The 26,292-nt window shown below is 40.0% G+C and carries 28 protein-coding genes; 17 read left to right on the top strand and 11 right to left on the bottom strand.

Translation table 11 applies throughout. From position 1 onward, the window contains the following. Positions 1-133 precede the first annotated feature (133 nt). Together E2R51_RS08990 and E2R51_RS08985 are read right to left on the bottom strand one after the other, a co-directional pair. Positions 134-916: an ABC transporter permease gene (locus tag E2R51_RS08990; RefSeq protein ID WP_133376715.1), complete on the bottom strand. Its 783-nt coding sequence runs from the start codon at positions 914-916 to the stop codon at positions 134-136. Then, complete coding sequence (locus E2R51_RS08985; RefSeq protein WP_133376714.1) at positions 909-1,814, bottom strand: ABC transporter ATP-binding protein; 906 nt, start codon at positions 1,812-1,814, stop codon at positions 909-911. The genes E2R51_RS08990 and E2R51_RS08985 overlap by 8 nt, the downstream gene beginning before the upstream one ends. Positions 1,815-1,945: 131 nt before the next feature. Between E2R51_RS08985 and E2R51_RS08980 the strand changes: the two genes are divergently transcribed. The 9 genes from E2R51_RS08980 to E2R51_RS08940 all read left to right on the top strand — a co-directional run bounded on the left by E2R51_RS08980 (position 1,946) and on the right by E2R51_RS08940 (position 10,966). Next, positions 1,946-2,512, top strand: a complete 567-nt coding sequence (locus E2R51_RS08980; protein WP_133376713.1) for a TetR/AcrR family transcriptional regulator — start codon at positions 1,946-1,948, stop codon at positions 2,510-2,512. 34 nt (positions 2,513-2,546) lie between these two features. Continuing rightward, positions 2,547-3,008, top strand: a complete 462-nt coding sequence (locus tag E2R51_RS08975) for a DinB family protein (RefSeq protein WP_133376712.1) — start codon at positions 2,547-2,549, stop codon at positions 3,006-3,008. A gap of 224 nt (positions 3,009-3,232) precedes the next feature. Then, entirely contained in the window at positions 3,233-4,387 is a 1,155-nt protein-coding gene (locus E2R51_RS08970; protein WP_133376711.1) for a GntR family transcriptional regulator, read from the top strand. A gap of 331 nt (positions 4,388-4,718) precedes the next feature. Next, entirely contained in the window at positions 4,719-6,017 is a 1,299-nt protein-coding gene (locus tag E2R51_RS08965) for an ABC transporter substrate-binding protein (protein ID WP_240733025.1), read from the top strand. 169 nt (positions 6,018-6,186) lie between these two features. Continuing rightward, positions 6,187-7,038, top strand: a complete 852-nt coding sequence (locus E2R51_RS08960) for a carbohydrate ABC transporter permease (protein WP_240733045.1) — start codon at positions 6,187-6,189, stop codon at positions 7,036-7,038. A gap of 12 nt (positions 7,039-7,050) precedes the next feature. Further along, positions 7,051-7,884: a carbohydrate ABC transporter permease gene (locus tag E2R51_RS08955; protein WP_133376710.1), complete on the top strand. Its 834-nt coding sequence runs from the start codon at positions 7,051-7,053 to the stop codon at positions 7,882-7,884. A 29-nt stretch (positions 7,885-7,913) separates the two neighbouring features. Then, complete coding sequence (locus E2R51_RS08950) at positions 7,914-8,813, top strand: sugar phosphate isomerase/epimerase family protein (RefSeq protein WP_133376709.1); 900 nt, start codon at positions 7,914-7,916, stop codon at positions 8,811-8,813. A 5-nt stretch (positions 8,814-8,818) separates the two neighbouring features. After that, complete coding sequence (locus E2R51_RS08945; RefSeq protein ID WP_133376708.1) at positions 8,819-9,931, top strand: Gfo/Idh/MocA family protein; 1,113 nt, start codon at positions 8,819-8,821, stop codon at positions 9,929-9,931. A gap of 69 nt (positions 9,932-10,000) precedes the next feature. After that, complete coding sequence (locus E2R51_RS08940; RefSeq protein WP_240733024.1) at positions 10,001-10,966, top strand: Gfo/Idh/MocA family protein; 966 nt, start codon at positions 10,001-10,003, stop codon at positions 10,964-10,966. 380 nt (positions 10,967-11,346) lie between these two features. On the opposite strand, the gene E2R51_RS08930 is transcribed toward E2R51_RS08940, so the two are convergent. Continuing rightward, the gene (locus E2R51_RS08930; protein WP_255509746.1) at positions 11,347-12,117 is read right to left on the bottom strand and encodes a phosphatidylserine decarboxylase; all 771 of its coding nucleotides are present in this window, start codon (positions 12,115-12,117) and stop codon (positions 11,347-11,349) included. A gap of 2 nt (positions 12,118-12,119) precedes the next feature. Next, complete coding sequence (locus E2R51_RS08925; RefSeq protein ID WP_133376705.1) at positions 12,120-12,671, bottom strand: helix-turn-helix domain-containing protein; 552 nt, start codon at positions 12,669-12,671, stop codon at positions 12,120-12,122. 259 nt (positions 12,672-12,930) lie between these two features. Between E2R51_RS08925 and E2R51_RS08920 the strand changes: the two genes are divergently transcribed. Both E2R51_RS08920 and E2R51_RS08915 read left to right on the top strand, forming a co-directional pair. Beyond that, the gene (locus tag E2R51_RS08920; RefSeq protein ID WP_133376704.1) at positions 12,931-14,289 is read left to right on the top strand and encodes a PepSY-associated TM helix domain-containing protein; all 1,359 of its coding nucleotides are present in this window, start codon (positions 12,931-12,933) and stop codon (positions 14,287-14,289) included. A gap of 18 nt (positions 14,290-14,307) precedes the next feature. Further along, positions 14,308-14,775, top strand: coding sequence for a FixH family protein (locus E2R51_RS08915; protein WP_133376703.1), 468 nt, complete (start codon positions 14,308-14,310; stop codon positions 14,773-14,775). Positions 14,776-14,850: 75 nt separating this feature from the next. Here the strand turns inward: E2R51_RS08915 and E2R51_RS08910 are convergent, their stop codons facing one another. From E2R51_RS08910 to E2R51_RS19780, 7 genes are all read right to left on the bottom strand, one after another. Next, positions 14,851-15,972 (bottom strand): MFS transporter, encoded by a 1,122-nt coding sequence (locus E2R51_RS08910; protein ID WP_133376702.1) that lies wholly within the window; start codon positions 15,970-15,972, stop codon positions 14,851-14,853. 78 nt (positions 15,973-16,050) lie between these two features. Beyond that, on the bottom strand, positions 16,051-16,587 hold the full coding sequence (locus E2R51_RS08905) for a TetR/AcrR family transcriptional regulator (RefSeq protein WP_133376701.1): 537 nt from the start codon (positions 16,585-16,587) through the stop codon (positions 16,051-16,053). Between the two features lie 88 nt (positions 16,588-16,675). Beyond that, a complete protein-coding gene (locus tag E2R51_RS08900) occupies positions 16,676-17,344 on the bottom strand; it encodes a C40 family peptidase (RefSeq protein WP_133376700.1) in 669 nt (222 codons plus the stop codon). A gap of 202 nt (positions 17,345-17,546) precedes the next feature. Beyond that, positions 17,547-18,056, bottom strand: coding sequence for a competence protein ComK (locus E2R51_RS08895; RefSeq protein ID WP_133376699.1), 510 nt, complete (start codon positions 18,054-18,056; stop codon positions 17,547-17,549). Between the two features lie 571 nt (positions 18,057-18,627). Then, entirely contained in the window at positions 18,628-19,707 is a 1,080-nt protein-coding gene (locus E2R51_RS08890; RefSeq protein ID WP_133376698.1) for a hypothetical protein, read from the bottom strand. A gap of 320 nt (positions 19,708-20,027) precedes the next feature. After that, positions 20,028-20,510: a sigma-70 family RNA polymerase sigma factor gene (locus E2R51_RS08885; RefSeq protein ID WP_165967180.1), complete on the bottom strand. Its 483-nt coding sequence runs from the start codon at positions 20,508-20,510 to the stop codon at positions 20,028-20,030. A 463-nt stretch (positions 20,511-20,973) separates the two neighbouring features. Next, positions 20,974-21,144: a hypothetical protein gene (locus E2R51_RS19780; RefSeq protein WP_165967179.1), complete on the bottom strand. Its 171-nt coding sequence runs from the start codon at positions 21,142-21,144 to the stop codon at positions 20,974-20,976. A 235-nt stretch (positions 21,145-21,379) separates the two neighbouring features. Between E2R51_RS19780 and E2R51_RS08880 the strand changes: the two genes are divergently transcribed. The 6 genes from E2R51_RS08880 (at position 21,380) to E2R51_RS08855 (ending at position 26,185) form a co-directional block, all read left to right on the top strand. Further along, positions 21,380-23,098 (top strand): T7SS effector LXG polymorphic toxin, encoded by a 1,719-nt coding sequence (locus E2R51_RS08880; RefSeq protein ID WP_133376696.1) that lies wholly within the window; start codon positions 21,380-21,382, stop codon positions 23,096-23,098. Continuing rightward, on the top strand, positions 23,088-23,528 hold the full coding sequence (locus E2R51_RS08875; RefSeq protein ID WP_133376695.1) for an SMI1/KNR4 family protein: 441 nt from the start codon (positions 23,088-23,090) through the stop codon (positions 23,526-23,528). The genes E2R51_RS08880 and E2R51_RS08875 overlap by 11 nt, the downstream gene beginning before the upstream one ends. A 261-nt stretch (positions 23,529-23,789) precedes the next feature. Next, positions 23,790-24,257, top strand: a complete 468-nt coding sequence (locus tag E2R51_RS08870) for a DUF600 domain-containing protein (RefSeq protein ID WP_133376694.1) — start codon at positions 23,790-23,792, stop codon at positions 24,255-24,257. 275 nt (positions 24,258-24,532) lie between these two features. Then, positions 24,533-25,030: an antitoxin YezG family protein gene (locus E2R51_RS08865; protein ID WP_133376693.1), complete on the top strand. Its 498-nt coding sequence runs from the start codon at positions 24,533-24,535 to the stop codon at positions 25,028-25,030. A 72-nt stretch (positions 25,031-25,102) separates the two neighbouring features. Continuing rightward, complete coding sequence (locus E2R51_RS08860) at positions 25,103-25,495, top strand: SMI1/KNR4 family protein (RefSeq protein WP_240733022.1); 393 nt, start codon at positions 25,103-25,105, stop codon at positions 25,493-25,495. A gap of 339 nt (positions 25,496-25,834) precedes the next feature. After that, positions 25,835-26,185: a hypothetical protein gene (locus E2R51_RS08855; protein ID WP_133376692.1), complete on the top strand. Its 351-nt coding sequence runs from the start codon at positions 25,835-25,837 to the stop codon at positions 26,183-26,185. Positions 26,186-26,292: the final 107 nt, after the last annotated feature.

The following is a 26,292-nucleotide window of genomic DNA, read 5'->3' as shown; positions in this document are numbered from 1 at the left end:
CCGAGGTACCTTACTCTCGTTCGGTCTCCAACCTAGTTAGAGCAACGCCTATGTAAGACGCTGCTCCTCTACCTTACTGTGTACTAACTTTTTTATCCCGGGTTAGAAGCCATTTCACCGTGCTTAACCCCTATTACAGCGGTAAGTCCTTCCGCTTAAAGACAAGCATTCCAATGAAATAGAGGACAAAGGTTAGCACCGCCAGAAGAACTAATTGGCCCCCATAGCTTTCATTTTGAACGATGGCATTTGTGTCGTAGAGAGTGATGATCGTGACGTTTTTGAGGAACTCCAAGCTGTCACTCATGCCAGATAGAATATTGGCTGCATAGAAAAACACGGCCAGACCTGCACCCAGGGCGAGAGATTGACTTGAACGGTTGAATAAGCAGGATGCGAAAAAGGTGATTCCGCTGATTGCCAGATGCAATAATAAAGAACCTGCTGTGAGCGCAAAGAATTTGGCGACTGGCAGTTCTCCGGGTTGAACGATCTCGGCTACACCATACCCTGCAGCAAATACCAGCCCGAACATGACCACCAGGGAGGACACAAAATAAACGGCGCTTGTAAACGTATACTGGCTTCTTGTGATAGGCGTTGACAAATGATAAGCCATGCTTCCTTTATCCACCTGGTCGGCTATCAGCTTATTCCCCATAATAATCGAATAGATGATGCCAAAGATGAGGGCAAAATTCCCGAAATATTGATTGGCGACAAAGGCAATGAGGGTGGTGATATCACCTAACGGATTTACAGGAGCATCCATGCTTGCCTCGGCAATTTCCTGCATCGTTTCCGGAGTGAAAATACTCATAACAACCCCAATTAATAAAATGAGGGCTCCTGTGATGATGGAAAATAGTTTCCCATTCGTTTTTATTAAATGGATAAATAAGGGCTTACTAAACATGGCTGTAGTCTCCTTCTTTATAATAATTCATAAAATAATCTTCGAGTGAATACTCCATCTCCCGTATAGAAATCACATCTCTTTTCGATAACGCCCTCAGCAGCTCATTGATCTGAAGGTCCTCTATTTCTAACGTGAGATGCAAAGCTTCTTCTTGTATTTCACTAAGAATAAACCCTTCTTTCTGGAAATCCTGAAGGTTTTGAAGGTCCCGAAAGGTTATTTTATATGTGGTTCTATCAAAATTCTTAAAATCCTGAGAATTCATAGTCGAAATTAATTTTCCGTGTTTTATCATCGCAATACGATCGCATGTCCCTTCAATTTCCTCAAATAGATGAGACGACATCAGAATGCTTTTCCCCTTTTGTTTTTCCTGATGAATTAATTTTACAAATACTGATTGCATAAGTGGATCTAAGCCTGTCGTCGGTTCGTCAAGAATCAGGATCTTCGGATCGTGCATAAAAGCACATACAATCCCAACCTTTTGCTTCATCCCTTTGGACATTCGCTTAATGAGTGCTGTTGGATCCAAGTCAAACATCTCGATTAATTGATGAGCCTTCGTCATATCCTGTAGACCGCGCATATTCGCAGTATGCTGAATGATCTGTGTACCCGTCATGTTTGCAGGAAAAGCAATTTCTGCAGGTAAATAACCGAGATGCTGCTGAATCTCTTTTGCTTGCTTCCAGGTATCTAAGCCTAAAATCGCAGCCTTTCCGCTTTGTGGTTTAGTGAATCCCAATAGATGACGGATGGTCGTTGTTTTGCCCGCACCGTTAGGACCCAGAAAGCCAAATACCTCACCTTCTTCTATTTGAAAAGAAACATCAAAAATTCCCTTATTGTTTCCGTAATTCTTTGTAAGCTGTTGAATTTCTATAGCTGGCACTTTCAATCATCCTCCCTTTTAATATCCGACAACGTGTCGTATGATATAAGTGTATGATGCATCAAAGGTGGGATCAACCGACATTGTTGCCTCTAATGTCGGATAATGGAGATTCAAAGGGGGAAGTAAGCATGAAAAAGAACCCAGCAATTACGGCGCAAACAAAACAAAATTTAAACCAGGCCTTCTGGGAGCTTTACTGTATGAAGCGAATTGATAAGATAACGATTAAGGAAATTACGATGAGAGCGGGATATAACCGTTCTACATTTTATGAGTACTTTTCAGATGTGTATGATGTGCTGGAGCAATTAGAGGAGCGTTTGATTGCCAATCTTCAAGAGCTGCCCGTCCAGCAGCTGTCCTCTCAAAAGGATCCATTTCCGCTTGAAGCACTGGTCAGCATGTTTTCACACCACAGTAAATATCTGGTGGTCCTGCTGGGAGATCAGGGAGATCCAGCCTTTCAGGGCAAAATCAAAGCCAGCATGAAGCCCATGATCAAAGAAATCCTCATTGCCCAGGGAGCGAGAGACGACTTTGAACTGGAATACACATTGGAATATGCCCTGTCAGCCATGATCGGTGTGCTGCGTTATTGGTTTAGTCAAGAAGAGCCACCATCCATTGAAAAATTAGTGGAGCTGTTAACGGAGCTTTCAGATGAGGGAATTATGAAGAAATTGATTGGGATGTAGATTAATTTATTGAAGTTAAAGGAGTGGATGGGTTATGACTGATGAACAAATTTTTGAACAAATGAAATTGTGGCGTAAGTGGACTGTAGAGTTTCTACGCACAATTCCTGAAGAAATAGCAGACCGAATTCCACCGGGTCATAATAACAGTATTCGCTGGAATGCCGGGCATATCTTAGTAGGATGGGATAATACAATGTTTCCAGCTGTTAATGAGAAGAGACAAATGCCTCTGTCTTATCATTTGCTATTTCCGAGTGGCAGTAATCCAGGAAGTTGGTCAGAGCAACCTCCATCACTGGATGAAATAATAAAGCACCTGGAACAACAACCCGTTTATATAGAAAAGGCGTGTAAAAAATACGTCAATTCACCACTTCCAGCGTCTTTCTTAGGTTTAAGAACAGTAGGTGATATGGTTATTTTTCATATGAATCATGAAAATCTACATATGGGGATAATTAAAAGTATGAAACAATTGCTTTTAAGCAAATAGCACAAGAAATATCAAGAATTATAATCTAATTCCTCATATTATTAATGTAGGAGGGATACAAATGAACATTTTTTTACAGCTGTTGGGATACAGTTAGGTCATAATAGTAGCGGGAAATGATGACAACAGCATTGGTCTAAAGCATAAAGGATTGACATAAAAAATGAAAATGGTATGCTTTATATATCAAATATAACAACTACAAATAAAGGTGATATGCCACTATGAATATTCCGCTATATGAAAAAATTTATAACTCTATAATTGAGCAAATTAAAGAAGGAGTGTTAAAAAAGGGTGACAGAGTTTTATCTGAAATGGAATTAGCCGAAAAATTTAATGTAAGCAGAATTACTTCCAAAAAGGCGTTGGATAAACTTGCCCAAAATAATATTATAGAAAGGATAAGGGGAAAAGGGTCTTTCATTGCACAAGATCATCCAACCGTAAATCAAACTGATCTTTCCAAACCGAATAATTCCTCGAATATTAAATTGGTCGCGCTAATCATTTCTGGATTTTCAGATTCCTTCGGATCAAACCTCATTAAAGCAATCGAGGATATGTGTATGCGAAATAATTGCAACTTGATTATTCGATTGACAGGAGGAGACGTTAAAGAAGAAGAGAATGCAATAAAAAGTCTTGTGGATTACGGAGTGGATGGACTCATTATACATCCAGTTCATGGTGAAAACTATAACGTAGAGTTGTTGAAGCTGGTTTTAGCGGATTTTCCGTTAATTCTAATTGATCGTTACTTAAAGGGGATACCGGCAAGTTCAGTATGCACCGATAATCAGAAGGCAAGTGAAGTGTTAACCAACTATCTATTTTCTTTAGGACATGCAGATGTTGGATTTTTGTCGTCTTCGCCTGATGGCACATCTGCAATTGAAGAAAGATTAAAAGGTTTTAATCTTGCCTACTCTAAAAAAGGCTTAATCTTAAACCCGAACTTTCACCTTAATAATCTTATTTCAAATTTACCTCAAAATCATTGCATAGATGGGAAGAAAAAGGATTATGAAGCTGTTAAACAGTTTATCATAGAAAATCCTACTGTAACTGGTTTTAATGTTTGTGAATATGACTTAGCGCTTATACTTTTAAGGGTTATTAAAGATTTAGGAAAAAAAATCCCTGAAGATTATTCAATTGTTTGTTTTGATTCTCCAGAAGACATTTTTAATCAAGCGGAATTTACACATATACATCAAAATGAGCAAGAAATGGGAAGGAAGGCAGTGGAGTTTTTATTGAAGCTAATACAAGGTGAAAAAATACCAAAACACACCGCTATTGAGTTCGCTTTAGTAGAAGGTAAGTCCACAATGAGCAGGCGGAATTTAGGGCATTCAAAAAATAATAAAAAGTAAACAATCCTTTTAAAAATAGGGATTGTTTTTTTTATTTACACTGAGTTGATTTAGTCATCGTTAAAAAGCATCACCTGAAAGACAATCAGGAATTAATAATAATTTTAAATATTCAGGATATTATAATAAATTATGTTGACATATACTATATATGACGTTAATCTACTAATATACCATTTAGTATATCAAGTAATACTTGTTATACCATTTGAGTTATTTGTCTTTTATATTTTTTAATAAGAAATGTAAGCGCTTTAATTATTCTAAGCATCATTGATTGCACATCATTTCAAAGGGGAGTTAGACCATTATTATTAAAAGGGGGATTAAAATGAGTAAAGGGAAAAAGAAGATGAAATTTGAGTTATTTATTTTTGTGTTCATATTATCAATGCTACTCGCAGGCTGTTCGTCGGGTTCTGGTTCAAGTGGATCAGGAGACGGTCAAACGACTGTAACCTTTTGGCATTCATTAACTGATACTACTGGTGATGCTGCCGAAGCCGTTATTAAAGCTTTTGAAGAACAAAATCCTGATATCAAGATAAAGGCTGTTTATACTGCTAATCAAGGGGAAGGACAAAATGAAAAACTGCTTACAGCTGTCTCAGGAGGAAACCCGCCTGATGTTGCTTATTTTGACAGATTTGAAATTGGCTCATGGGCAGATCAAGGTTCGTTAGAAGATTTAACAGAACTCGCTGAGGAAAGTGGAATTACCAAGGATACATATTATCCTTTTGCTTGGGAGGAAGCCAGTTATGATGGGAAATTGTATGGAATGCCAATTTCCACTGATTCCCGACTCGTTTATTTTAATATAGACCATTTCAAAGAAGTAGGATTAGATCCTAACAATCCTCCAGAAACAATTGCGGAATTAGAAGATGCCGCGGAAAAATTAACGATCAAGGATGGCAAGCGATTCGAAAGAATTGGTTTTATTCCTTGGTTTGGACAAGGCTGGTTATACGGTTGGGGCTGGGCTTTTGGAGGAGAATTTTATGACCCGGAAACAAAGACTGTTACTGCAAATGATCCGAAAATTGTAGAAGCATTGCAATGGATGACGGATTTTGCCCAAAAGTATGATGTCGAGGACATTGCTGGTTTTACTGATTCACAAGGAGATGGAGCAATGGATCCTTTCTTAACGAACCAATTAAGTATGAAGGTAAGTGGACCGTGGGAAGTTTCGGCAATAGAAAAGTTCAATCCTGATTTAAACTATGGAGTTTTCCCAATGCCAACGCCAAATGGTGAAAATCATACTACCTGGTCAGGGGGGTGGTCTGTAGTCATACCAAAAGGTGCGGAAAATAAAGAAGCTGCATGGGAATTTATGAAATTCTTTAGCGGGGAGGAAGGACAAAAAATATTTAGTGAAATTGCTAGAGATTTCTCTGTTATCGATTCTGTGAATGAAGAGCTTGGTTATACAGAAGACCCGATTTTAGGGGAATTTGTTAAAATATTGCCTGTTTCTAATAATAGACCTGTTATGACGCAAGGTTCGCTTTATTGGAATGAACTAGCTAGTGCAGTAGAAAATGCCACACGAGGGAATGGAACACCGGAAGAGCTATTAGAAAATGTCACAGAAAAAGTAAATAAAGAGCTTAATAAATAGGTTTGTGGGAGGGGTTCATCCTCTCCCTTTTTTAGAGAAAGGGGAGATTATCGTGAATGGAAATGCACAAAAGTTAGACCCGATTAAATCTTCTGAAACACCGTATGAAAAGCAGTTAAAATTAGTTCCGAAAAAGAAGAAATCTAAATGGAGCAACTATAAATATGGGATATTATTTGCTTCACCTTGGATTTTAGGTTTACTGATTTTTTACGCGATTCCATTATTTTCATCCATTTATTTCAGTTTTACAACTTACAGTATCCTTCAGCCGGGTGAATTTGTTGGTTTGCAAAATTATAAGGATCTATTATCCGATTCTTTATTTTGGAAATCTGTGTATAACACAGTGTACTTTGCCGTATTCTTTGTCCCTTTAAGTATTATTTTTGGAGTGGCGCTTGCCATGATGTTGAACATGAAAGTAAAAGGGATGGCTATTTACCGGACCATTTTTTTCTTGCCTACCCTCGTTCCCCATGTAGCCCTTGCCGTTTTATGGATGTGGCTATTGAATCCGGGGTTTGGTCTTGTAAATGGTGTTCTGAATACGTTTGGCATTGAGGGTCCAGCCTGGCTTGGAAGTGTAACTTGGTCAAAGCCTTCCCTTATTATCATGTCACTATGGGGCATTGGACAAGCCGTGATTATTTATCTCGCTGGCTTAGGTGACATACCAGAAGACTATTATGATGCTGCGAAGGTAGATGGAGCGAATTGGTATCAGAAGATGCGCCATATCACGCTGCCTCTTTTAACGCCTGTCATTTTTTTTAATCTCGTTATGGGAATTATCGCAGCATTTCAGCAGTTCACTTTGCCTTATACCTTAACTCAAGGACAAGGAACACCAGCGAATTCTTTAACCTTTTATGTAATGTATTTGTACGACAATGGATTTAAATTCTTTAAAATGGGCTACGCATCTGCAATGGCTTGGATTTTATTTGTCATCATTATGGCATTAACTGCTTTGGTGTTTATTACATCTAAACGATGGGTTCATTATCAAGGGAAATAAGGAGGGAAAACGATGGATAGCACGAAGAAAAAGAAGCTTGGTCAATATTCAGCACATATTGTTTTAATTGTTGCATCATTTTTCTTTTTGATTCCATTTCTTTGGATGGTATCGACATCATTAAAGCCTTTAACACAAATATTTACATTCCCGCCTGAATGGATTCCCGAACCAGTTATGTGGAGCAATTACATTGATTCTATGACCTACATACCCTTCTTCACTTATTTGAAAAATACCATAATTATTACTGTTTTAAGCACACTCGGTGCGGTTATTTCATGCCCCCTTGTTGCTTATAGCTTCGCCAAGCTGAGATGGCCAGGGAGAAATATACTATTTATCATTACTATTGGAGTGATGATGATTCCTGGTCAAGTAACGATGATCCCGCTGTTTCTATTGTTTGAAAAATTAGGAATGGTTGGAACACATTATCCCTTGATCATACCCGCCTTTTTCGGTGTACCTTTCTACATCTTCTTACTAAGGCAATTTTTTATGGGTTTGCCTGATAGTTTAAGAGAAGCAGCAAGAATGGATGGAGCAGGAGAGTTTAGGATTTATTGGCAGATTATGCTTCCTTTAGCTAAGCCTGCTGTACTGGCTGTAGGGTTGTTTCAATTTATGGCAAGCTGGACCGATTTTATTGGCCCATTGCTTTACTTAACCGATTCTCTTCAGTACACACTATCACTTGGGCTGCAGCAATTTCAAAGTCAGCGAGGCTCAGAGTGGGGTCTGATGATGGCCGTTTCAACCATGATGACCCTGCCTATTATCGTCCTATTCTTCTTTTTACAAAAAACATTTATTCGAGGTATTACCTTCAGTGGAATTAAATAACACTAAACTAATTTGTAGGAGGTTTTGGTATGAACAGAAAAATAGGAATGAGATTATCTCCAAATATAGGTGCTGAGGGAATAGAGGCTGCAACTGCCTGGGCTTCTGGCATTGGGATCGATGTAATAGACGTTCCATATTACAACGAAGAGGTTAAAGCTGTTTTAGAGAAAGCCGGGCTTGAAGTTGGATCCATAGACGGGATAGGTGCTGTGGGGCAAACCAAGCTATTAAGTCTGGATGATAAAAGCCGCTCTGAGGCAGTTGATGCTTTATTAAATCAAATAACAGAGGTGGCTGAACTTGGTGCAAGAGTCATCTTTATGTGCTTGGTTCCTGACGATCTTAACATGTCTCGCAAGGAAGCTTTTGAGATTTGGAAAAAGTCATTTCCTAGCATTGTCCAACATGCTGAGAAGCATAACATTTACATCGCGCTGGAAGGGTGGCCTGGACCATCTCCTCAAAACCCAACATTAGGCTGTACACCTGAAATGCTAAGAGAAATGTTTAAAGTCGTTCCTTCAAATCATTTTGGGATTAATTATGACCCGTCCCATTTAGTTAGACTTGGAATCGATTATAAACGGTTCTTAAATGAATTTGCAGAAAAAATCAATTACTGTCATGGAAAAGATACGAAAATACTACAGGAAGAATTATATGAGAGTGGGGTCATTCCATCTACCTTTGGTTCACATTACGATTTTTCTGAAGGGTCCTGGCGGTACACAATCCCAGGGCAAGGAGATGTGGACTGGGCAGAGATTGCAGTGCAATTAAACAATATAGGATATAAAGGTCCTGTCAGTATTGAGTTGGAAGACCATTACTATTGGGGTTCCATAGAGGCAGAGCGTGAGGGGATCGTTGAAGCAAAAGAACATCTTGAAATTCATTTTAAAAATAAAGCAATAGTGGGGGAATAAAACATATGTCTAGAAAAGTTAAGATCGCTATTATCGGTTGTGGTGGTATTGCTAATGGAAAACATATGCCAAGTTTATCTAAACTCAAAAATGTCGAGCTCGTCGCATTTTGTGATGTACTCCTCGAAAGAGCTAAAAAAGCAGCCACTGAATATGGGATTGAAAGTGCGAAAGTTTACGAACGTTATAACGAACTGCTTGAGGACAAAACAATTGAAGTTGTGCACGTTTTAACTCCTAATGACACGCACGCTGAGATTTCTATTGCAGCACTTCATTCTGGCAAGCATGTCATGTGTGAAAAACCGATGGCGAAATCATCAAAAGAAGCTCGTCTAATGGTCGAAGCTGCCAACCAATCTGGTAAGAAACTGACCATTGGATATAATAATCGATTTCGACCTGACAGTCAGCACTTAAAAAAAATATGTGAACATGGTGATCTCGGCGAGGTTTATTTTGCCAAAGCTCATGCCATTCGTCGTCGTGCAGTTCCCACTTGGGGAGTATTTCTTGATGAGGAAAAACAAGGGGGTGGCCCGCTAATCGATATTGGTACGCATGCCCTTGATTTAACGTTATGGACCATGAATAACTACAAACCAAAAACAGTAATAGGGTCATCTTATCATAAATTAAGTCAGAAGAAAGATGCAGCAAATGCATGGGGACCTTGGGATACAGAGAAATTTACTGTTGAAGATTCTGCATTTGGGTTTATCAAAATGGAAAATGGCGCAACGATTGTGTTGGAGGCGAGTTGGGCCCTTAATTCTTTGGAAGTTGACGAAGCCAAGTGTTCTTTAAGCGGAACAGAAGGTGGAGCGGATATGAAAGACGGTCTGCGAATAAACGGTGAAAATTTTGGGAAGCTCTACACAACAAATGTGGACCTTGGAGGAGACGGCGTAGCATTCTACGATGGCAAAACCGAATCAGATGCAGATCTGGAGGCCCGATTGTGGATTGATACGATTCTTAATGATACTGAACCAATCGTCAAGCCGGAACAAGCATATGTTGTAACCCAAATCATAGAAGCGATTTATGAATCAGCAAAAACGGGTCAAGCTGTTCATTTTGAAGAACAACCTGTGTTCAGCGCACCTGAATTATAGATGTAATTAATAGAAGGGAGCCTTCATAACCAGTTGTTTTAATCTGTTATAAGGAAGGAGCAAATAAATATGATTAACATAGGACTGATAGGAACTGGGAGTATTTCTAATTTACACGTGAAGCAGCTACTGGATACAAACGCTGCTACGCTTATAGCGGTTACAGACCCTAACCCTGACAATCGAGATACATTGATCAATCGTTTCAACTTGAGAGGAGTAGCACAGTTCAGTGATCATAAAGAGATGCTAGCGCAAGTTTCTTTGGATGCAGTGATCATTTGTTCTCCTCATACTCTCCACTTTGATCAAGTAATGGATGCTATCAGTCATAACTGTCATGTACTGATTGAAAAACCAATGGCTTGTTCGCTGGCAGAGGCAGAGCAGCTCATTGAGGCTGCAGAAAAAGCGGAAATAGTCTTACAAGTATCGTACCAAAGACATTTTGAACCTGCTTTTCTTGCTATTCGGGATGCTATTTCGAATGGGGCAATTGGCAAACTGACGTCTGTTACAGCATCTGTTTACCAGGAATGGATCCAGTTATCAGCTGATACATGGCGTCAAAATCCAAATTTATCAGGAGGAGGAATGCTCATGGATTCGGGAAGCCATATCATTGATGTGCTTTTATGGACAACCGGATTAAAACCAATTGAAGTAGAATCAAAGTTGGAGCAGCGTGGTTCCAAAGTAGAAATTGATTCAGTTACCACCATTCGATTTGAGAACGATGTGATTGCAGGTCTTACGATCATTGGAAATGCACCGTGCTGGCATGAAACCTATGTATTTTGTGGGGATGATGGTGCAATCTTTTACGACAATGGAGATATAACTATTCGTAAGCTCGGACAACCTCCAATCAAACCAGTACTTTCTCACCAAACAACAAATTCAGATAAGAGCTTTATCAATTCGATCCAAGGACATCATGATGTTCTCGTCCCAGGAGAGTTCGCAAAGGAAGTAGTAAGACTAACAGAATGGATCTATCAATCTGGAGAGTATGAAGTAAATGTAGTCAGATAAGGACTTGTTACCTGAATCAAAAAGTTCTGTAGAGGAAATAGCTCTACAGGACTTTTTGTCGTGCTCTCAAACAAAGTTAATAAAATAATAGCCGATATCAGTACAATACTAATGTTCGATACAAACAGAAGATTGCGTGAGATATTGGCATTTTGCTGGTCCTGCCATCTGGTAGGTTTAATGCCGCTTAACCAGAAGGACGACCACTGCTGAGAGAAGGATGAAGTTAATGTTTACTAGCTGGGTCTCAAAGCTAACTTCAATATTGCTGGAAGTTAATTTTAAGAAGTTCAATCAAAGAAAAAAGAGCTATTCCGGTTTAGAACAGCTCTTTTCTAATATAGGCTTGTTTTTATAAGGAGGGGAGAGGGTTAAGCGAATCATGCCAGCCATTTGCCTATTTCTTCTCCCATTTTCACCGGTCCTGTTTTCCCCGTAAAGGCTAAGACATCTTTTGGAAGACAGATGACGACTGTTGATCCGAATGAGAAATATCCATATGGATCTCCCCTGTGAACGATACGGTTGGTATTGGTTCTTTCAATTGAATTTACATTTAGAGCCCCGACCATGACGTGGGCAAATGAATACCCTGACGCTTTAAAGTTTGTCACCATACGAAAATTTCGGGTTAATGGGCGAAGTCCATATCGCAGGCCAAGTTTGTTGACCGGCGCTGCTTCTTTTCCCAAGGTGTATACATTCTCAACCTCCGCATCTAATGGAACGTGAACTCGATGATAGTCCACTGGGCTTAAATAAAAGATTAAAACCTGACCTCCTGCATATTTTTCCGCTTCTTTTTGGCTGCCCAACAGTTCCGCAACAGTGTATTCCTGTTCTTTTACGATAAACGTGCTGTCTTCAGTCAAATGATCGACTACAGATAAAACACCATCACAAGGGCTGATGAAGGCATCTGCAGATTCTGCAATTGGACGCACATCAGAATTCAGTTCCCGTGTAAAGATATCGTGAAGTGATCTAAACTCATGGATTTCTTTTTTCGCTTCCTGTAAGTTCAGCTTATATAGTTTTGCAAATGAACGAATAAAAGGTTTGCTGGCTTTTGACTGTGCAAACTTTCTTAATAGCTTTGCCATAATGGGATGTCCATTTAATTCAAAAACTTTTCTGTAAAAACGGGTCAAATTCAATCTCTGTCACTTCCTTTATGATCTTTAGGCTCCGGTAATAGCATTTGTATCAGTGTCACTTTCTGGTTCTGATCTGAAGGTTTGTTGGAAATGAATTTGCTGAGAAGTTCATTCATTCCTTTATTTATTTCTTCAAGCTCTGTATGTGTCAGGTGCAGATCCAGCTGGCTGTAACCGAATGGGTCCTTGGACAGGTCAGGGTTGCTAAGAAGATAGCTTTTGGCTTGTCCTGTAACATTGGACAAGAACGTCATAAGAATTTTTAAATGCTCTTCTCCGGACATCTGGGTCAATTCCTGAGGCGATAAAATTGGCTTTTCTTTTTCAAGAGCAAAAGTTCGTTCCATTGCCCCGCGTATTTTCTTTTCCTCCACTACATAAATCAGCTGATCTTTTTTAAGGATATTTAAATGCCGATAAAGAGTTGCCTGGGGGATATCTGCTATCCATTCCTTCAATTGATTTACCGTTGCAGGTCCCTTTGAAAGCTGCTGAATGATTCGTAAACGGATCGGGTGTAAAATCAAATCTATTTTTTCATTCGTCATGGTTTCAGTCCTAACTTTATTATTATCAATAATGATAATAATAAGATGAATGATCGTTAGTGTCAATTTTTATTTGAAGAAGCAGTTTCTTTCTTGCAAAGGAGAGATGCTGAAGACAGGTCAAAAGCAGAGCGACTGATAAATCTGGTAATCTATTTTTCATATCCACAAACTTTCTTCACAATTCATTGGTAAAATGGTTTAGTTGAAATGATTAGTAGAGTCGATTAAAGAGATTGTGTGGAAGGGAATTGGGGTTATGGAAGATAAGAGAGAAAGTAATCATAACGATGACCATGCACGTTACCGCAGTGTATGGCGCTGGCATTTTTATGCAGGGCTTTTTGTGACGCCATTTTTGGTGATTTTGGCGGTGACTGGCGGGATTTATTTATTTAAGCCGCAAATCGAGGCTTCATTATATAAGGATTATTATGAGGTGGAAGCATCCTGGGAACGGCAGGCGGCATCTGAGCAGCTGGCTCTTGTCCGCGCTGAATATCCAGAAGCGGCCATTACGACGTATCGTCCGGGAGAAGATGAGGCGAGGTCCAGCGAGGTAGGAATTGCGACTGAAGAAGGATCTGCGACGGTATTTGTTGATCCTTACAAAAATGAGATTATAGGAGATTTGAATGCGGATGACCGCATTATGAATAAGCTTGAGGAAATTCATGGGGAATTGATGGCAGGAACAGTTGGAGACAGGATCGTGGAACTGGCTGCCTCCTGGACGATCGTTCTCGTAGTGACGGGGCTATTTTTATGGTTTCCGAGAAAGAAAAGGCCGTACGGTTCATTTTTACCTAAGAGAAAAGCAAATAAATCGGTTCGAAGACGGGATCTGCATGCCATCCCAGCTTTTTGGATTGCCGGTGGCATGTTCTTTTTGATTATTACAGGCCTGCCATGGTCAGGATTCTGGGGCAATAATTTTCAGCTTCTGGCAACGAACACAGGAGTGGGCTATCCGCCATCCACGTGGCTTGGAAGTGCACCGGAGTCAATTACAAAAACAGAAGATATCGCTGATGTTCCATGGGCTGCTGAAAAGATGGAGGTGCCGGAATCGGAAGTGGTACAGGGGTTTGTGCCCTTAAATGTTGATGAAATGGTGGAGATCGCAGAGCAGCAAAACATTCATCCAACGTATACCATCAGCCTTCCTGCCGAAAAAACAGGGGTGGTCACATTGTCCGCATATCCACCGCGTGCTCAGGATGAGTTTACGATTCATCTGGATCAATATTCCGGTGCCGTGCTGGCAGACTATCGTTTTGACAATTACGGTACCGTGGCTCAAGCGGTTGCGATGGGCATCACGCTACATAAAGGATCTCAGTTTGGGCTGCCGAATCAGTTGTTCAGTCTGCTCATTTGTATGGGGATCGTCTTTGTAGCGTTAAGTGGTTTCTATCTCTGGTACAAGCGAAAGCCGAATCGCGGAATGGGGGCTCCAAAAGGACTGAGTGCCCGAAAAGTACGATGGTTTTTCATTGCTCTCATTATTTTAGGGCTCATTTTTCCGCTGGTCGGTGTATCGCTGCTAGTCGTTTGGGTCATCGATCGCTTCTTGATTCAGCGAATTCCACCATTGAAGAAATTCCTGAATGCATAAGGAAAAGGAGGAAAAGCGATGAAACGAATCGTACTGGGGGGAATGACGGCTCTGGCATTGCTTGCAGTAAGCGGGTGTGCCGTGCGTGAAGACGTAGCTGAGCTGTATAAACAGGAAAAACCGCTTGAAGCAGATATTGTGCTGCCTGAAGCTTCAACGATTGGAGAGGAAACCATCGAAGTGGTCTTAACACGGGAAGAAAAGCCTGTTGAGGGGGCGGATTTTGTCCACATTGAGATTTGGAAACAGGATGGAACCGCCTCGTTTAGAATGGATGAAATGCAACCGGCTGGCGATGGCGTGTATACGTATACTCAATCATTTTCAGATGAGGGGTTATACTACGTCCAGCTTCATGCGGGACATGGTGGTCAGGTCATTATTCCAAAAAAACAGATGATCGTTGGTGAATTGACCGAGGAGGACCGTGCGTTTTTAGATGCGGGAGAAGAGGCACCTGCTGTTGAACATGGGGATCATCATTAACTGTACGCTGTGTCAGAATAACTTCTGGCACAGCGTTTTTCATTCATTGGTCATAATAATATGCTAAACGTTTTATTAAACTTTAGATGGACTCTTAACAGGAACAATCAACCCAACTAGTCCAATCACAGCAAACAGAACAAAGCTAAAAGGATAAGAAACAGCCTGTATGGTACCGCCGGCAATAAAAGAACCAATGGATTGGCCCAGTCCTAAGAATAAAAACGACAGACTGACGCCTAATGATGGCAGATTTGTAAAAATACGCGTTGACCAAACAATGAAAATCCCAGTCATAAAGATATACGTTATGCCAAATAAAATGGCTGAAGAGTAGATGGGCAAAGCAGCAGGTATCGTAATAATGCCGACAGCGACCATCATGAACAAGAGTGTAAGACGATAAGACACGCTAAGGCCAAATTTGTTTATAAACCCTCCTGCTGCTCCGCCAATAATCCCCGCAACGCCCATTAAGACCCAAAACAACACACTTTCACCATTACTCATCGAGTGAACTGCAGTTAAGTAGCTTCTCGAAAATGTCCAGAAAATAGAAGAACTCACTCCTGCAATGAAAGAAGCTGCCAATAAAAACTTAGCCTGTTTTATGAAATGAAACCACTTTGGCTTATCTGTTCTGTCAGCAGCAGAAATCCTGGAAGGGATGCTCTTGGTATTCCAAACAGTAACAACCAAAGCAATGACGGCAAAAAGAATAAAGGAGAGTCTCCAGTGTTCGGTGAAAAAGAGTGCAATAGGACAAGAAACGACAAGTCCAAAACTCGTTCCGCTGTTCATCCAGGTGTTCCCTCTGTCTTTATCCTTCTCTTTCAAAGAGGCTGCTGCTACCTGAGCATAGGCAGGCGAGGCCCAACCGCTGCCAAGCCCGGCAATAAAGGTGCTGCATGCTAAAATATAAAAACCAGGCGAAAAAGCAATCCCTAGTAAGCCTATAATTGCGCTCAATCCAGCGAATTGAATGACTCGAAATTGACCGCATTTCTGGATTAAGTAAGAAGAACTCAACAGGGCTAAACAGTAGGCTGCATAAGCAGTCGATCCTACAAACCCCGCGTTGCTTTCTGTTAGGTTTAATGATTGGGATATTGGCGGCAAAAACAATCCAAAGCTGAAACGGGCAAATGCGAACGTGACACCGATCATCGCAATCCCAGGCAGTACATATTTCCACATCGCTAAACCTCCTTCAATAGATAGAACGATCATTCTATCTTAGGGGTTAAAAAGAAGTAAGCGAAGGATTCTCCCTGCTTACTCTTTAAACAGCGTTTCGGTCATGTTGTTTAGTTCATTGGCTACATCATCTACATCAAGAACTTCAGCTAATGCAGTAGCACCCTCAAACAGCATGGCTAATTGAATTGCATGCTTTTGAGAAAAGCCTAATTCAAGGAAATACGAACGTAATGAATGTTTGTGAGCAACTGCCTGATTAACAATTTGTTCATTTTCAAACGAATACTCTTCCTTTGCTCTTAAAAACATACAGCCATTCGTTCCGTCAGAGCGCAGCCATTGAATATGTGATTGGGCTAATAACTGGGCATTTTGCGCTATATCTCTAGTGCTTTTCCCCGCAACTGCCGCATCCAGAAATGAAAAATATCTTTTCTCGCGATTATTCAGCACTTCCAAAATCAGTGCTTCTTTAGAATCAAAATGATTATACAGCGTCATTAAAGCAACGCCTGCTTCATTTACAATACGCTTAAGGCCAATGGCATGAAATCCATTTTCATAAAATAACTTTTCGGCATGCTCGACTAAATCCTGTCTCTTTTTGCTCATTACACAACCGCCTTAGATAGAATGATCACTCTAAAACTAACATACGATTACGCAGGTTGCAAAAGTTATGTTCAATAAATATTTTTGATCACTCAACCGTGAAACGCCTAAACCCCTCAAGCTTCTCCTGCCAATACGCACCATCCAGACTTGAGATCTGCACACCGCGTCCATCATTCGCGTGAATAAACTGATTGTTGCCGAGATAGATGCCTACATGTGAGATGCCGACTTTATACGTGTTTTCAAAGAAAACTAAGTCTCCAGGCTGTGCTGCATCGACAATATGGGCACGTGCATGCTGGTCTTCTGCATTGGTACGGGAGAGGCTATAGCCTGCTTCCTTAAATACATAATAGATAAACCCGCTGCAATCAAACCCATCCGGTGTGGAACCGCCCCATACGTAAGGGATGTCGAGTTGCTGCATTGCAATCGAAATGACGTTGTTTGAGCCGGGCTGGCTGCCGGCAGAAGATGCATCTGCAGAGTCAGGGCCAGCAACGTTTTCATTAACCTTTAATTCCTGACCTGGTAAAATGAGCGTGCTTGTAAGCTGATTAATTTCCATAAGGCTTTCTACTGTCATATCATTTTTATTTGCAATTGAAAATAATGTGTCTCCAGCCTGCACCGTGTGGATTAGGTGATTAGAAGAGGCAGCAGCACCAGCATTTTGGCTTACTTCTGCTTCAGACGCGATTCCTCCAAACAATGAAACTAGAATAATGGTTAATAGGACTCCAGCTGTTTTCATCTTAACTCCTCCAAAGTGGTAAATAGTGAGTAAGATTAGTATAGCCAGGATTTAGGGGTTTTAACGGAGGGGATGGAAGTTGATGGTAATCATCAGTTTTCAGATCCGGGCGATTATCCTCCTTTAATCAAACGGAATCATTGTCCTTCTATGTTTCTCTAAACGAGAAAGAGCACACGAAACCATCGTGTACTCTCTTTTTTCATATTGGAAACGGATCCAGCGGTCTGTCGAGATACCGTATAGGTGAAACGGTATATTCATAACATAATTGAGTCGTTCTCGCTTTTTGGGTCGTGGCTGTGCTGAAGGAGCAGGAAGCCGTGATATATTGCTCGTTGCGAAAGGTGATAATTGATTTTTTAGAGTGGTCTGGGTGAGGTTTGATTTCTGAGATGTGGTCCAGGAAGATCCAACTGTTTAGATCATGCTTGGGTGAATGGGTAGGAAAGGCATACAGGTAGGTAAACGGATCAATAATGAGAGGGATTTTGTTGCGGATGGCCAGGGTATGTTTCGCTGCTTCCAGTCGTCCACTCATCTTGCTGCCTCCGCGCAGGCAGGCTTCTTCTAGTAGTTCCGTCATTGTTTTCTGTGAATAATATGTACCTTTAACATCGTAAATCACAGTTTGATAAGTAAGGTGAAACGCCTGCTGCATAGCAAGTGTGGTGGAATTGATCCGATAATCGTTATTTGGTAAATAAGTCATTCATCCTCCTCCTTCTTTGTACCTATTATACGATAATCTGTTTAAAGAAAAAACACTTTTTTGAACATTTAGAATTAATTTTTCGCTTTTTCTTTGGAGATAATCGCATTTTTGGAAATTGTGCACCTTGGGATTCCTTTAGGCGGGTTCTACACTTTAAATCAGAATTTCTACAGTAGGGGCATGAACTTCTAAAACTCTAACCATCCTTTCTACACTACGCAAGCCACCTTCTACACTCCGCAAGCCACCTTCTACATTTCCCGCCAAACCAACCCCGCCAATCTAGGAGGTTTCCCCATAAACTTATTTACTGCTGGTTTGTTTTAAACCCCTCCGCACACCTTCTACACTTAAAATCAGAACTTCTACAGCCCGAACCCGAACTTCTACACCACAAACCATCTCTTCTACACTACGCAAGCCACCTTCTACATTTCCCGTCCACAGTTCTACATTTCCCACTAAACCCGCCCCGCCAATCTGGCAGGTCTCCTCATAAACATAAGCCAGGCGCACGCAATAAAAGACGTCAAAAAAGCCTGTTCCTCGCAAAGGAACAGGCTTTTTATTATTGATAGTTTACAACTGCCGGGCTTGGGTCGAGTTTTACAACTTCTTCCGGCGTCATGACGGGCTCGTCTTTATCATAGAAAACTTTAAAGCCGCCATATTGGGAAGGTTTGTCGCGTACATACTTTTTATACAGTGACATTTTGTCGGTGGAATTTCCCCAGCCGTCAAAGTTAAGCGCAACCTGAACGTTTTCGGTCGGCTGGATGGCATCTTTATTCGTCAGCACATCCTCTGTAAACTGATGAACGAGTAGGAACTTATCAGGCAGATTGTTTTCCTCGGTCAACTGGGAAATGTATTCAACGGCTTCCTGAACTTCCTGGCCATTGACCTGGCCGAGGTCTTCACCCGGCACTTCTCCTTCATCCACCTGGAATTCGGTATCGATTGCCAGGTGGACGTTCGGGTGCTTGAGCCATTTCTCAATGCTTTGCACCTGGTTCATTACGGTATCGGTCCCAAGCTGGATATCAAGAAGAACAATCGCATCGTGCTTCTCTGCCAGGTTTACATACTCCTCAATTTTTTCATCGGGAAGCTGGCTGACGTACGTTCCATCGGGACCGGGGTCGCGGTGGGCCATCGTTGTGATCAGTTCAATTGTTGGAATGGCCGGCCGTTCCGGATCAGCATCCGAGTATTCCTGTGCCTGTTTTTTCAGCTGTTTCATAAATTCCTCTGGCTCAAGAGTCCCGAGAATCCCCATGTTTTCAGATAGAGGGGTGCCGTAATAAGCAACGAGCCGGTGATCCTTCAGCGGGCCGTCTGTCTGATCCTCCATATCCTTCGACAGTGTTTCACCTGGAGGAACTTCACGTGCCGGGTCTCCGCCTAACGCCATCTGCTGTTCCGGCATGCTTTTCAGCTCCTCCTCAGATAAACTTTCCTTTAACGGAACAGCATCTTCAGAGGGGGTCAAGGCCTGGTAAGGCGGCTCCGGTTCCTTCTCCTTGGGCTGGGTTTCTTCATTTTCTTTTTTCGGAGCATCTTCCGCCTCTTTAGAAGTCTGCTGGGAACAGGCTCCGAGAAGCAAAATAATTAAGGCCGCTGACAGCAGCCATATGGTTTTTTTCATAATGCTTTCCACTTCCTTTTCAATCAAAATATTGGGTTACTAGGAACAATCTAGCAGTAATCCTAACATAATTTTTAATCGTTTAGGCTGTTGTAATCAGATTGAAATCGAATCATAAAAATTGCATCGATTTTAGGAGTATTAGAGATTTTTCAGTCAGATTGGCATGAACCCTCTTGTACTATTACCACAAGAATGGTTGAGCTACACGATGTAATGTAGTTTTTTTAGGATTTAATTCATTATGGCAAAATAACAAAATTCCATTGAAAAGATGCTACTGCTCAAAATGTGTCATCGATTCCATGGAATTTTTTACGTTAGAGAGAACAGGAGGAGCGGAGCTTTGTCAGGGCTCCTTTTTTCCACTTTTTCACCGCAGACAGACTTACACCTTCCTGCTGGGCAATTTCAGCAACGGTGAGCTGCTGCTTAAAGGTGAGCCAGAACCATTTTTGCTGGGTGGGTGTCAGCAAGTTGGCGAATTCAAGGAGTGTTTCGTGTTCGAACGGCTGGTCAGACTCCCCATCATCACGCATTTGCCAAAACTCCTCTGAACGCACCGTTTCTCTTTCTTTTCGCTTGTTATCTCTCCGCATATAGGTAAGCATGCCGCCCCGTATGCATTGATAAGCATATGGGGCAAAATCGCCCTGCGCGGCATCAAACCGTTCCCACGCCTTCCATAATGAAAGCATTCCTTCCTGGATATACACATCGTGGTCCTGGCGGATATTCAGCTTTTTCAGCATATGAAAAATCATCGGTTCAAACTGTACAAATACCTCTTCAAATGTGTTCATTGTTTTCTCCCATGAAGGAGACGCGCCTGCCAAGGTTTTCTCGAGTGAGTTCAGTGTATCTGCAACGGGTGAGGGGATCGAATGAGGGTTTAGGCTAAATGAACGTGATAATGGAAGCATTTTGTGTGAATCAGCAGCTGCCCGGAGAAAACGGGTGTACGGGAAGAGTGAATGAGGGTATTTAATAAATGGTGCTTAAGCGACTCATTGAGCATTGTTTACATAATGAATTAATTTGTAAAGATGGATGAAGTGTTTAAAACGAAATGACCTCAGCATTTGACACTGCAAATGCTTTCTTTCTTCCATAATAAATAATCAGTGATCGCTTTTTAGTATCAAGAAAGTGAGCCGCCTTGATGTGTTCTTAGTTACAGCGTCTCACTCTTCCCAATGCATATTCCAGGAGTCGAAGTCTACTCCCAAAAGAACCTAAGCATTCCAATGTTTGCAGGGTCACAGGTCAGCCTAAATGTCGGTTTCTCCAATCCGCATAAAACTCTTTAATCGTGAGATGTATGCCCTGGAGCGCAAGCAGAATTAAGTAAAGCATCATCACAGTAGCAATTTCTCCTGTGAAAAAAGCGATAATTGCAATTCCGATTATCCAAATGAAAAACATGGTTTTATTCATAGAGGTATCTCCTTTTATCTTAATGTTAAGCAGGCTGGTGTAAGAAGCTGGTAAATAAGATACGTTTCTTGTTTGCAAACAGCTTCATTTAGATTAAAAAACTTTCATGCTGTATGATTTAGCGAAGTAGGTATATTTCCTTATTTTAAATATTTTTCATTTAGAAGGTTGCCTGTCTAAACCTTCCAACTTTAGACTATAGGAAAATAGTAGAAGTGAATAAGGAAGTGAAGCGATGTCTCAAGCGGTTCGGTATGATGCTTCGGCGCTGCAGGATGCGATGGAGGAGCGGGTTGGTCAGTATGAAACCTTCAAGGAGCAGCTGGCGGTGCTGAAGGAAAAGATGGTGGCAGTAACGGATTTGGGTGAAGCGTTTGAAGGAAAGGCGGCCGAGCGCATCAAGGATTTTTTCAATGCGCAGAGTGTGGTCGTGGAGTCATGGATTCAGTTTGTTGAGCAGCAGATTGCATTTATGCGAGATGTGAGTGCCATGGCGGATGACCGGGAGCTCGGGGGCAAAACGGCGATCGATGTGCCGTTTTTAGATAACGAGCTGCAGACGGCTCACGTGAGGTTGACAGAGCTGGTGAGACGGCAGCAGAAGGATTTGGCAAATGTATTAACGAGCGTGAATGATTTGATTTCGCTTCAGGCTTATTCATCTGAGGAAGTGGAACAGTCGCTTGAGGAAGCAAAACAAAAGCGCTGGGATACGGTGGAAGCCGTCGAGGAATACGATCACGCGCTGGTGAGTGAGTATTCACAGTCAGAGGAATCACAGATGCTGATTGCAGGATTGTTCGATGCCATGATGAATGCGACGAGTCAAAACGGTGAAATTATGCCCATGTCCTTTAACTCGCAGGCGTTTGAAGCGAGTATGCCCTATCAGGTGAAGGATGAGGTTCAGGAACGCAGCATGGATTACATAAAATATAAGCAGGAGCAGCAGGATGTCCGTGAAGCGCAGGCCAAACAGGCAGAACTCGATGCCCGGTCCGGTCTGGAAAAATTCTGGGATGGCACCAAAACCTTTGTCGGCGAGTTTTCAGGGTATTATGATAGTCAGAGAGCCTCAACAGGGATCGATCCCGTTACCGGCAAAGAACTCTCAACCGCCGAACGCATCGCCGCCGGCGGCATGGCAGCAGCCGGCTACATTCCGATTGTCGGCTGGCTAGGCCGAGGAGCGAAAGCCGGAAAGGCGATTTATTCCTTGAATAAAGGAATGGATGCCGTTGATACGACGCTGGGCGTTTACAAATCGACTAAGTCGATGACGTATGTGTCGCAGGCGGAAAAAGGGATTTATGGGATAGTTGCGGCGAATGGGATGTCTGGTTACTTTTTGGGGCAGGATTTGCTTGGGCATAAATTAACGCCTGAGGAACAGCAAGCGAGTCTGATGATGGCTGGGTTCTTGCCGCTTGGTGCTGCTAGGGCTGTTAGTGGGAAGATGTCTGATGTCTCTGGTATAGTTCAAAAAAATAACAGTCCTGGTGCCGTAACTTCCGGGTTTAAAAATCATTATGAAGGAAATAGTAAAATAGCCAAAGAAGTATTAGATACAAAACCTAAAAATTCACCTAATCCAGATAAATGGATTAAAAATGGTGGTAAAATTACAGTTGAAGAAAATGGAACTTGGATATACCACCATTCTAATGGACATTCGGTAAGATATAATGATGGTTTTCCAGATTTCAAAGAAGCAGGATTGGTAAAACAAGAAGTAGATATTGGAGAATTTAAGAATTATAAACATGATTTTAAGAAGGCAGACGACCTTGCGCCTTTGGGACCTCGAGATGCTCAAAGCAACACGTGGCATCATCATCAAGATAAAAAAACTATGCAAGAAGTTAATAAGGAAATTCATAAAGACTTTACTCATAGAGGCGGAATGGCATTAAGGAAAAGAAGCAATAGAGAGGAGAAATCAAGTGACAATTAGATATTTTAGAAATGGAAATATAACTAACATAAAAGACTTTGAAAAAAAATATTCTGTGAATATTCCTGAAGATTATCGTGAATTTTTAGAGAAACAGAATGGTGGGATTGTAGAAAAAAACGATCAAAACGTTATCCCTGTTGAAGATATTTCTGAAGAAATAACTATTGATGTTTTATTTGGATTAAACACTGGGAGTGCTGCTTCTAATGTAGATACTTGGATGGATAAATTAAAAGATGATTTACTAGATGGTGCAGTAATAATCGGAGATGACATTATGCAAGGTCTTATTGTTATGATTTGTGAGGGGGAATTTTCAGGTATCTATTATTGGGACGATGCATACAACTTTGAAGAATCCGATGATAATGAAAATACTTACTGGATAGCAGACGATTTTAAGTCATTTATTAAAAAAATAAATTAGTTTTTTGCTATGAAAATAATAGTTCAATATTAATTATTCTAAATGAAGATTGGAATATATAGCGTTCCCATTCCCTATGGAAAACCTTGAAAGATTATAGTCTCAAAAAGTTTTAAATTCAGAGTTATAAATAGGTTTATAGATTGTCTCAAAGCACTGCAGAAATGATTACTGTAGTGCTTTTGATTTTGGATAAATGGATGGAAAGTGTCTGTAATTAACCGGAAATTTGTCGCAATTCTCATCGTTTGGAGTGAAATTATGGTAAAAGAATTCGAAGATTATTTCACTGAATTACAGGCTGACATGGTTTCTATTTGTTTAGAATATTTAGATGACAAAGCAAATATGGTTTACATTTATTGTTCGTATGAAGAAGGATTAATTTCAAGTGATTTTTTTTATAAAATAAATGGAAAAGTTCTTGAAAGACACAAATTAAATGACGCTATTGATGAGGAAGATAATGAGAGGGAAATTTCCTATAATGTATCTATTGAAAGACAACGCGGTGTTATTAAAATTATAAATAAAAATATTGAGGAGATTATACATTTATGTAAAAAATATAATCGTGAAATGCCGTCAGAAATGAAGCTCATTTATAATGTTGACACTAATAAGCTAAAAGCAAATTATAAATATGATTTGGTATATTCAGATGATCCTATTAAAACAGCAGATGACATTTCCTATGAATGGTTTGAAAAAGTTCAAGAGGAAATTTAGGTTCTCCGTTTTAGGTAATGCTGTGAACACTGATTATAAATTAATATTCTGGAAAAAATCTTGAATAAATTTATCTAAAAAAGCTCCGCTGAAATATTATTTCTGCAGAGCTTTTCGTTTTGAGGTAATTCTGATTGTTCGGGCAAAGTTGGCACCAAAACCATAGCGGGATGGTTTTGCCGAGGGGAAAAAGCAGGGAAGGTAAAACTCATTGAATAAAGGAATGAACGCGGTGGATACGACGCTGGGTTTCTCAAATTGGAGGTTAGAGGAGAATGGAGCAACAATTAGATCAAATGTGCCCTATAATAGCAGAGCATCTTATAGGTATGATACCTGATGGTGAATGGTATCAAATATACTTGTATGCCGAAATATTGGATAGTTCTAGAGAGATATATTTTTATTTCAATAACTGTGAAGATGGGGATTTTATCTATTCTCATGATATTCCGGAAAGATATAGTGTTGATGAAAAGATATATGATGACTTGTTATTAGAATTGCAAACAATGTTTTTTAAATTAAGACAAGTATTCATAGAACATGATCAAGAGGCTTGGACAAATTTAACACTAACTTTACCGTACCCTGGAAAGATAAATATAAATTATAGTTATGAAGATGTAATAAACTCCAAACTATCTTCAACTCAACGTCAAATGATTTTTGAATATAAACATTTAGGTTTATTACCTCAAAGTGAGAAGAATATACAGTTTGTACAAGATTTTTTAAGTGATTTAGATGAACAGAAGAAACAATTTGATTAATCAATAAATTGCCGATAAGTTAATGTTCATAAACCCTCCGTTTTCAAAAAATAAATGTTTGGGATGTATTTAATGAAAATTAAGAGAAATAGCATTCTTCAAAACCCGACTGATAAGAGAATAAGTGCATTTGAAAATTATTGCAGAGTAACACTACCAACTACTTTTGTCGATTTTATTGAAAGTTACAATGGCTCAATACCTATTACTAACAATTTTCCACATGAAGATTATGAAATATTAATCGAGCGTTTCTTATGTTTATTAAACAACCCCCAAGATGATGATGAAAATGGTTGGTATGATATAGAAGTTGTTCTTTCACAAATAGATACACGCTTGACAGATAATGAGGATTTAATTGGAGCAGAGCTAATTCCCTATGCGGAGTTATTTGTTGGGGACTATGTTTGTTTAGATTTTAGAGAAAAAAAAAGATCCTTCTATTGTGGTTTGGTTTCATGAGGAATCAGAAGAATTTGATCCAGTAACTAGTAAAGTAGCAGAAGGATTTAACGAGTTTTTAGAAATGTTAAAAGAATAATATTTTATAAAAAAATAAAAGCACTGCTGAGTTTAATTATTTCTGCAGTGCTTTTATTTTTTTGAAAGTCAACCTTTACTCATTAAAGCAATTACGCTCTATAATTATCAAGGTACGTTGACGCAAACAGATTAACTCTGTTGCTTTCAAGTTCCCGTGAAGCACGCGAAAATTTACTCAATACAAAGGAAAAGACGCAGAAAAGGAAAACCAGTTAATCCAGAATATCCAGAAGAGTTCTAATTGAGAGGAGAATACAAATGAGTAAAATTGCTATAAAAATATTAAGCGCAATAAAATCTAATGATTATCTTATTCTTACAAAAAAATACACAGGGTTAGGTCTATCAGAAATAAAAAATAGAATTGATCATAATGACTTAATTGTAGAAATAGATGCAAATGATATAGAAGAAATGGAACAACTAAAATTATATATTGATAATGTTAATAAATTGGGATTGGATGTAAAAATTTTAGACAGCGATAAATTCGGTGAAGGAGATTTTAACTACAGAGAAATTACTTATGAAACATTTACAAATAATATCATTCGGATAAAAGAAATTAGAGAAGAACTTCAAGACTATGATGACATGATTTCGGATTAATCTTTATATATGAAAAGGATTTTAATAAAGTTAGTGGTAAAAATTAAAAATTACTATAGTGCTCTAAAGGTTAAAAATAATCTGTAGAGTTTTTTTTATGGGTGAAA

Source organism: Jeotgalibacillus sp. S-D1, assembly GCF_004358665.1.
Taxonomy (GTDB): Bacteria; Bacillota; Bacilli; order Bacillales; family Jeotgalibacillaceae; genus Jeotgalibacillus.
The sequence above is the reverse complement of the archived record's forward strand: the minus strand, read 5'-3'. Positions and strand labels throughout refer to the sequence as shown.

Excerpts from the sequence above, each read along its gene's own strand:
- E2R51_RS08990 (WP_133376715.1), bottom strand. The coding sequence starts at position 916 with ATGTTTAGTAAGCCCTTATTTATCCATTTAATAAAAACGAATGGGAAA.
- E2R51_RS08975 (WP_133376712.1), top strand. The coding sequence starts at position 2,547 with ATGACTGATGAACAAATTTTTGAACAAATGAAATTGTGGCGTAAGTGG.
- E2R51_RS08895 (WP_133376699.1), bottom strand. The coding sequence starts at position 18,056 with ATGACTTATTTACCAAATAACGATTATCGGATCAATTCCACCACACTT.
- E2R51_RS08980 (WP_133376713.1), top strand. The coding sequence starts at position 1,946 with ATGAAAAAGAACCCAGCAATTACGGCGCAAACAAAACAAAATTTAAAC.
- E2R51_RS08915 (WP_133376703.1), top strand. The coding sequence starts at position 14,308 with ATGAAACGAATCGTACTGGGGGGAATGACGGCTCTGGCATTGCTTGCA.
- E2R51_RS08900 (WP_133376700.1), bottom strand. The coding sequence starts at position 17,344 with ATGAAAACAGCTGGAGTCCTATTAACCATTATTCTAGTTTCATTGTTT.
- E2R51_RS08925 (WP_133376705.1), bottom strand. The coding sequence starts at position 12,671 with ATGACGAATGAAAAAATAGATTTGATTTTACACCCGATCCGTTTACGA.
- E2R51_RS08945 (WP_133376708.1), top strand. The coding sequence starts at position 8,819 with ATGTCTAGAAAAGTTAAGATCGCTATTATCGGTTGTGGTGGTATTGCT.
- E2R51_RS19780 (WP_165967179.1), bottom strand. The coding sequence starts at position 21,144 with ATGAATAAAACCATGTTTTTCATTTGGATAATCGGAATTGCAATTATC.
- E2R51_RS08920 (WP_133376704.1), top strand. The coding sequence starts at position 12,931 with ATGGAAGATAAGAGAGAAAGTAATCATAACGATGACCATGCACGTTAC.
- E2R51_RS08940 (WP_240733024.1), top strand. The coding sequence starts at position 10,001 with ATGATTAACATAGGACTGATAGGAACTGGGAGTATTTCTAATTTACAC.
- E2R51_RS08870 (WP_133376694.1), top strand. The coding sequence starts at position 23,790 with ATGGTAAAAGAATTCGAAGATTATTTCACTGAATTACAGGCTGACATG.
- E2R51_RS08865 (WP_133376693.1), top strand. The coding sequence starts at position 24,533 with ATGGAGCAACAATTAGATCAAATGTGCCCTATAATAGCAGAGCATCTT.
- E2R51_RS08905 (WP_133376701.1), bottom strand. The coding sequence starts at position 16,587 with ATGAGCAAAAAGAGACAGGATTTAGTCGAGCATGCCGAAAAGTTATTT.
- E2R51_RS08885 (WP_165967180.1), bottom strand. The coding sequence starts at position 20,510 with ATGAACACATTTGAAGAGGTATTTGTACAGTTTGAACCGATGATTTTT.
- E2R51_RS08910 (WP_133376702.1), bottom strand. The coding sequence starts at position 15,972 with ATGTGGAAATATGTACTGCCTGGGATTGCGATGATCGGTGTCACGTTC.
- E2R51_RS08880 (WP_133376696.1), top strand. The coding sequence starts at position 21,380 with ATGTCTCAAGCGGTTCGGTATGATGCTTCGGCGCTGCAGGATGCGATG.
- E2R51_RS08965 (WP_240733025.1), top strand. The coding sequence starts at position 4,719 with ATGAGTAAAGGGAAAAAGAAGATGAAATTTGAGTTATTTATTTTTGTG.
- E2R51_RS08950 (WP_133376709.1), top strand. The coding sequence starts at position 7,914 with ATGAACAGAAAAATAGGAATGAGATTATCTCCAAATATAGGTGCTGAG.
- E2R51_RS08890 (WP_133376698.1), bottom strand. The coding sequence starts at position 19,707 with ATGAAAAAAACCATATGGCTGCTGTCAGCGGCCTTAATTATTTTGCTT.
- E2R51_RS08860 (WP_240733022.1), top strand. The coding sequence starts at position 25,103 with ATGAAAATTAAGAGAAATAGCATTCTTCAAAACCCGACTGATAAGAGA.
- E2R51_RS08970 (WP_133376711.1), top strand. The coding sequence starts at position 3,233 with ATGAATATTCCGCTATATGAAAAAATTTATAACTCTATAATTGAGCAA.
- E2R51_RS08955 (WP_133376710.1), top strand. The coding sequence starts at position 7,051 with ATGGATAGCACGAAGAAAAAGAAGCTTGGTCAATATTCAGCACATATT.
- E2R51_RS08855 (WP_133376692.1), top strand. The coding sequence starts at position 25,835 with ATGAGTAAAATTGCTATAAAAATATTAAGCGCAATAAAATCTAATGAT.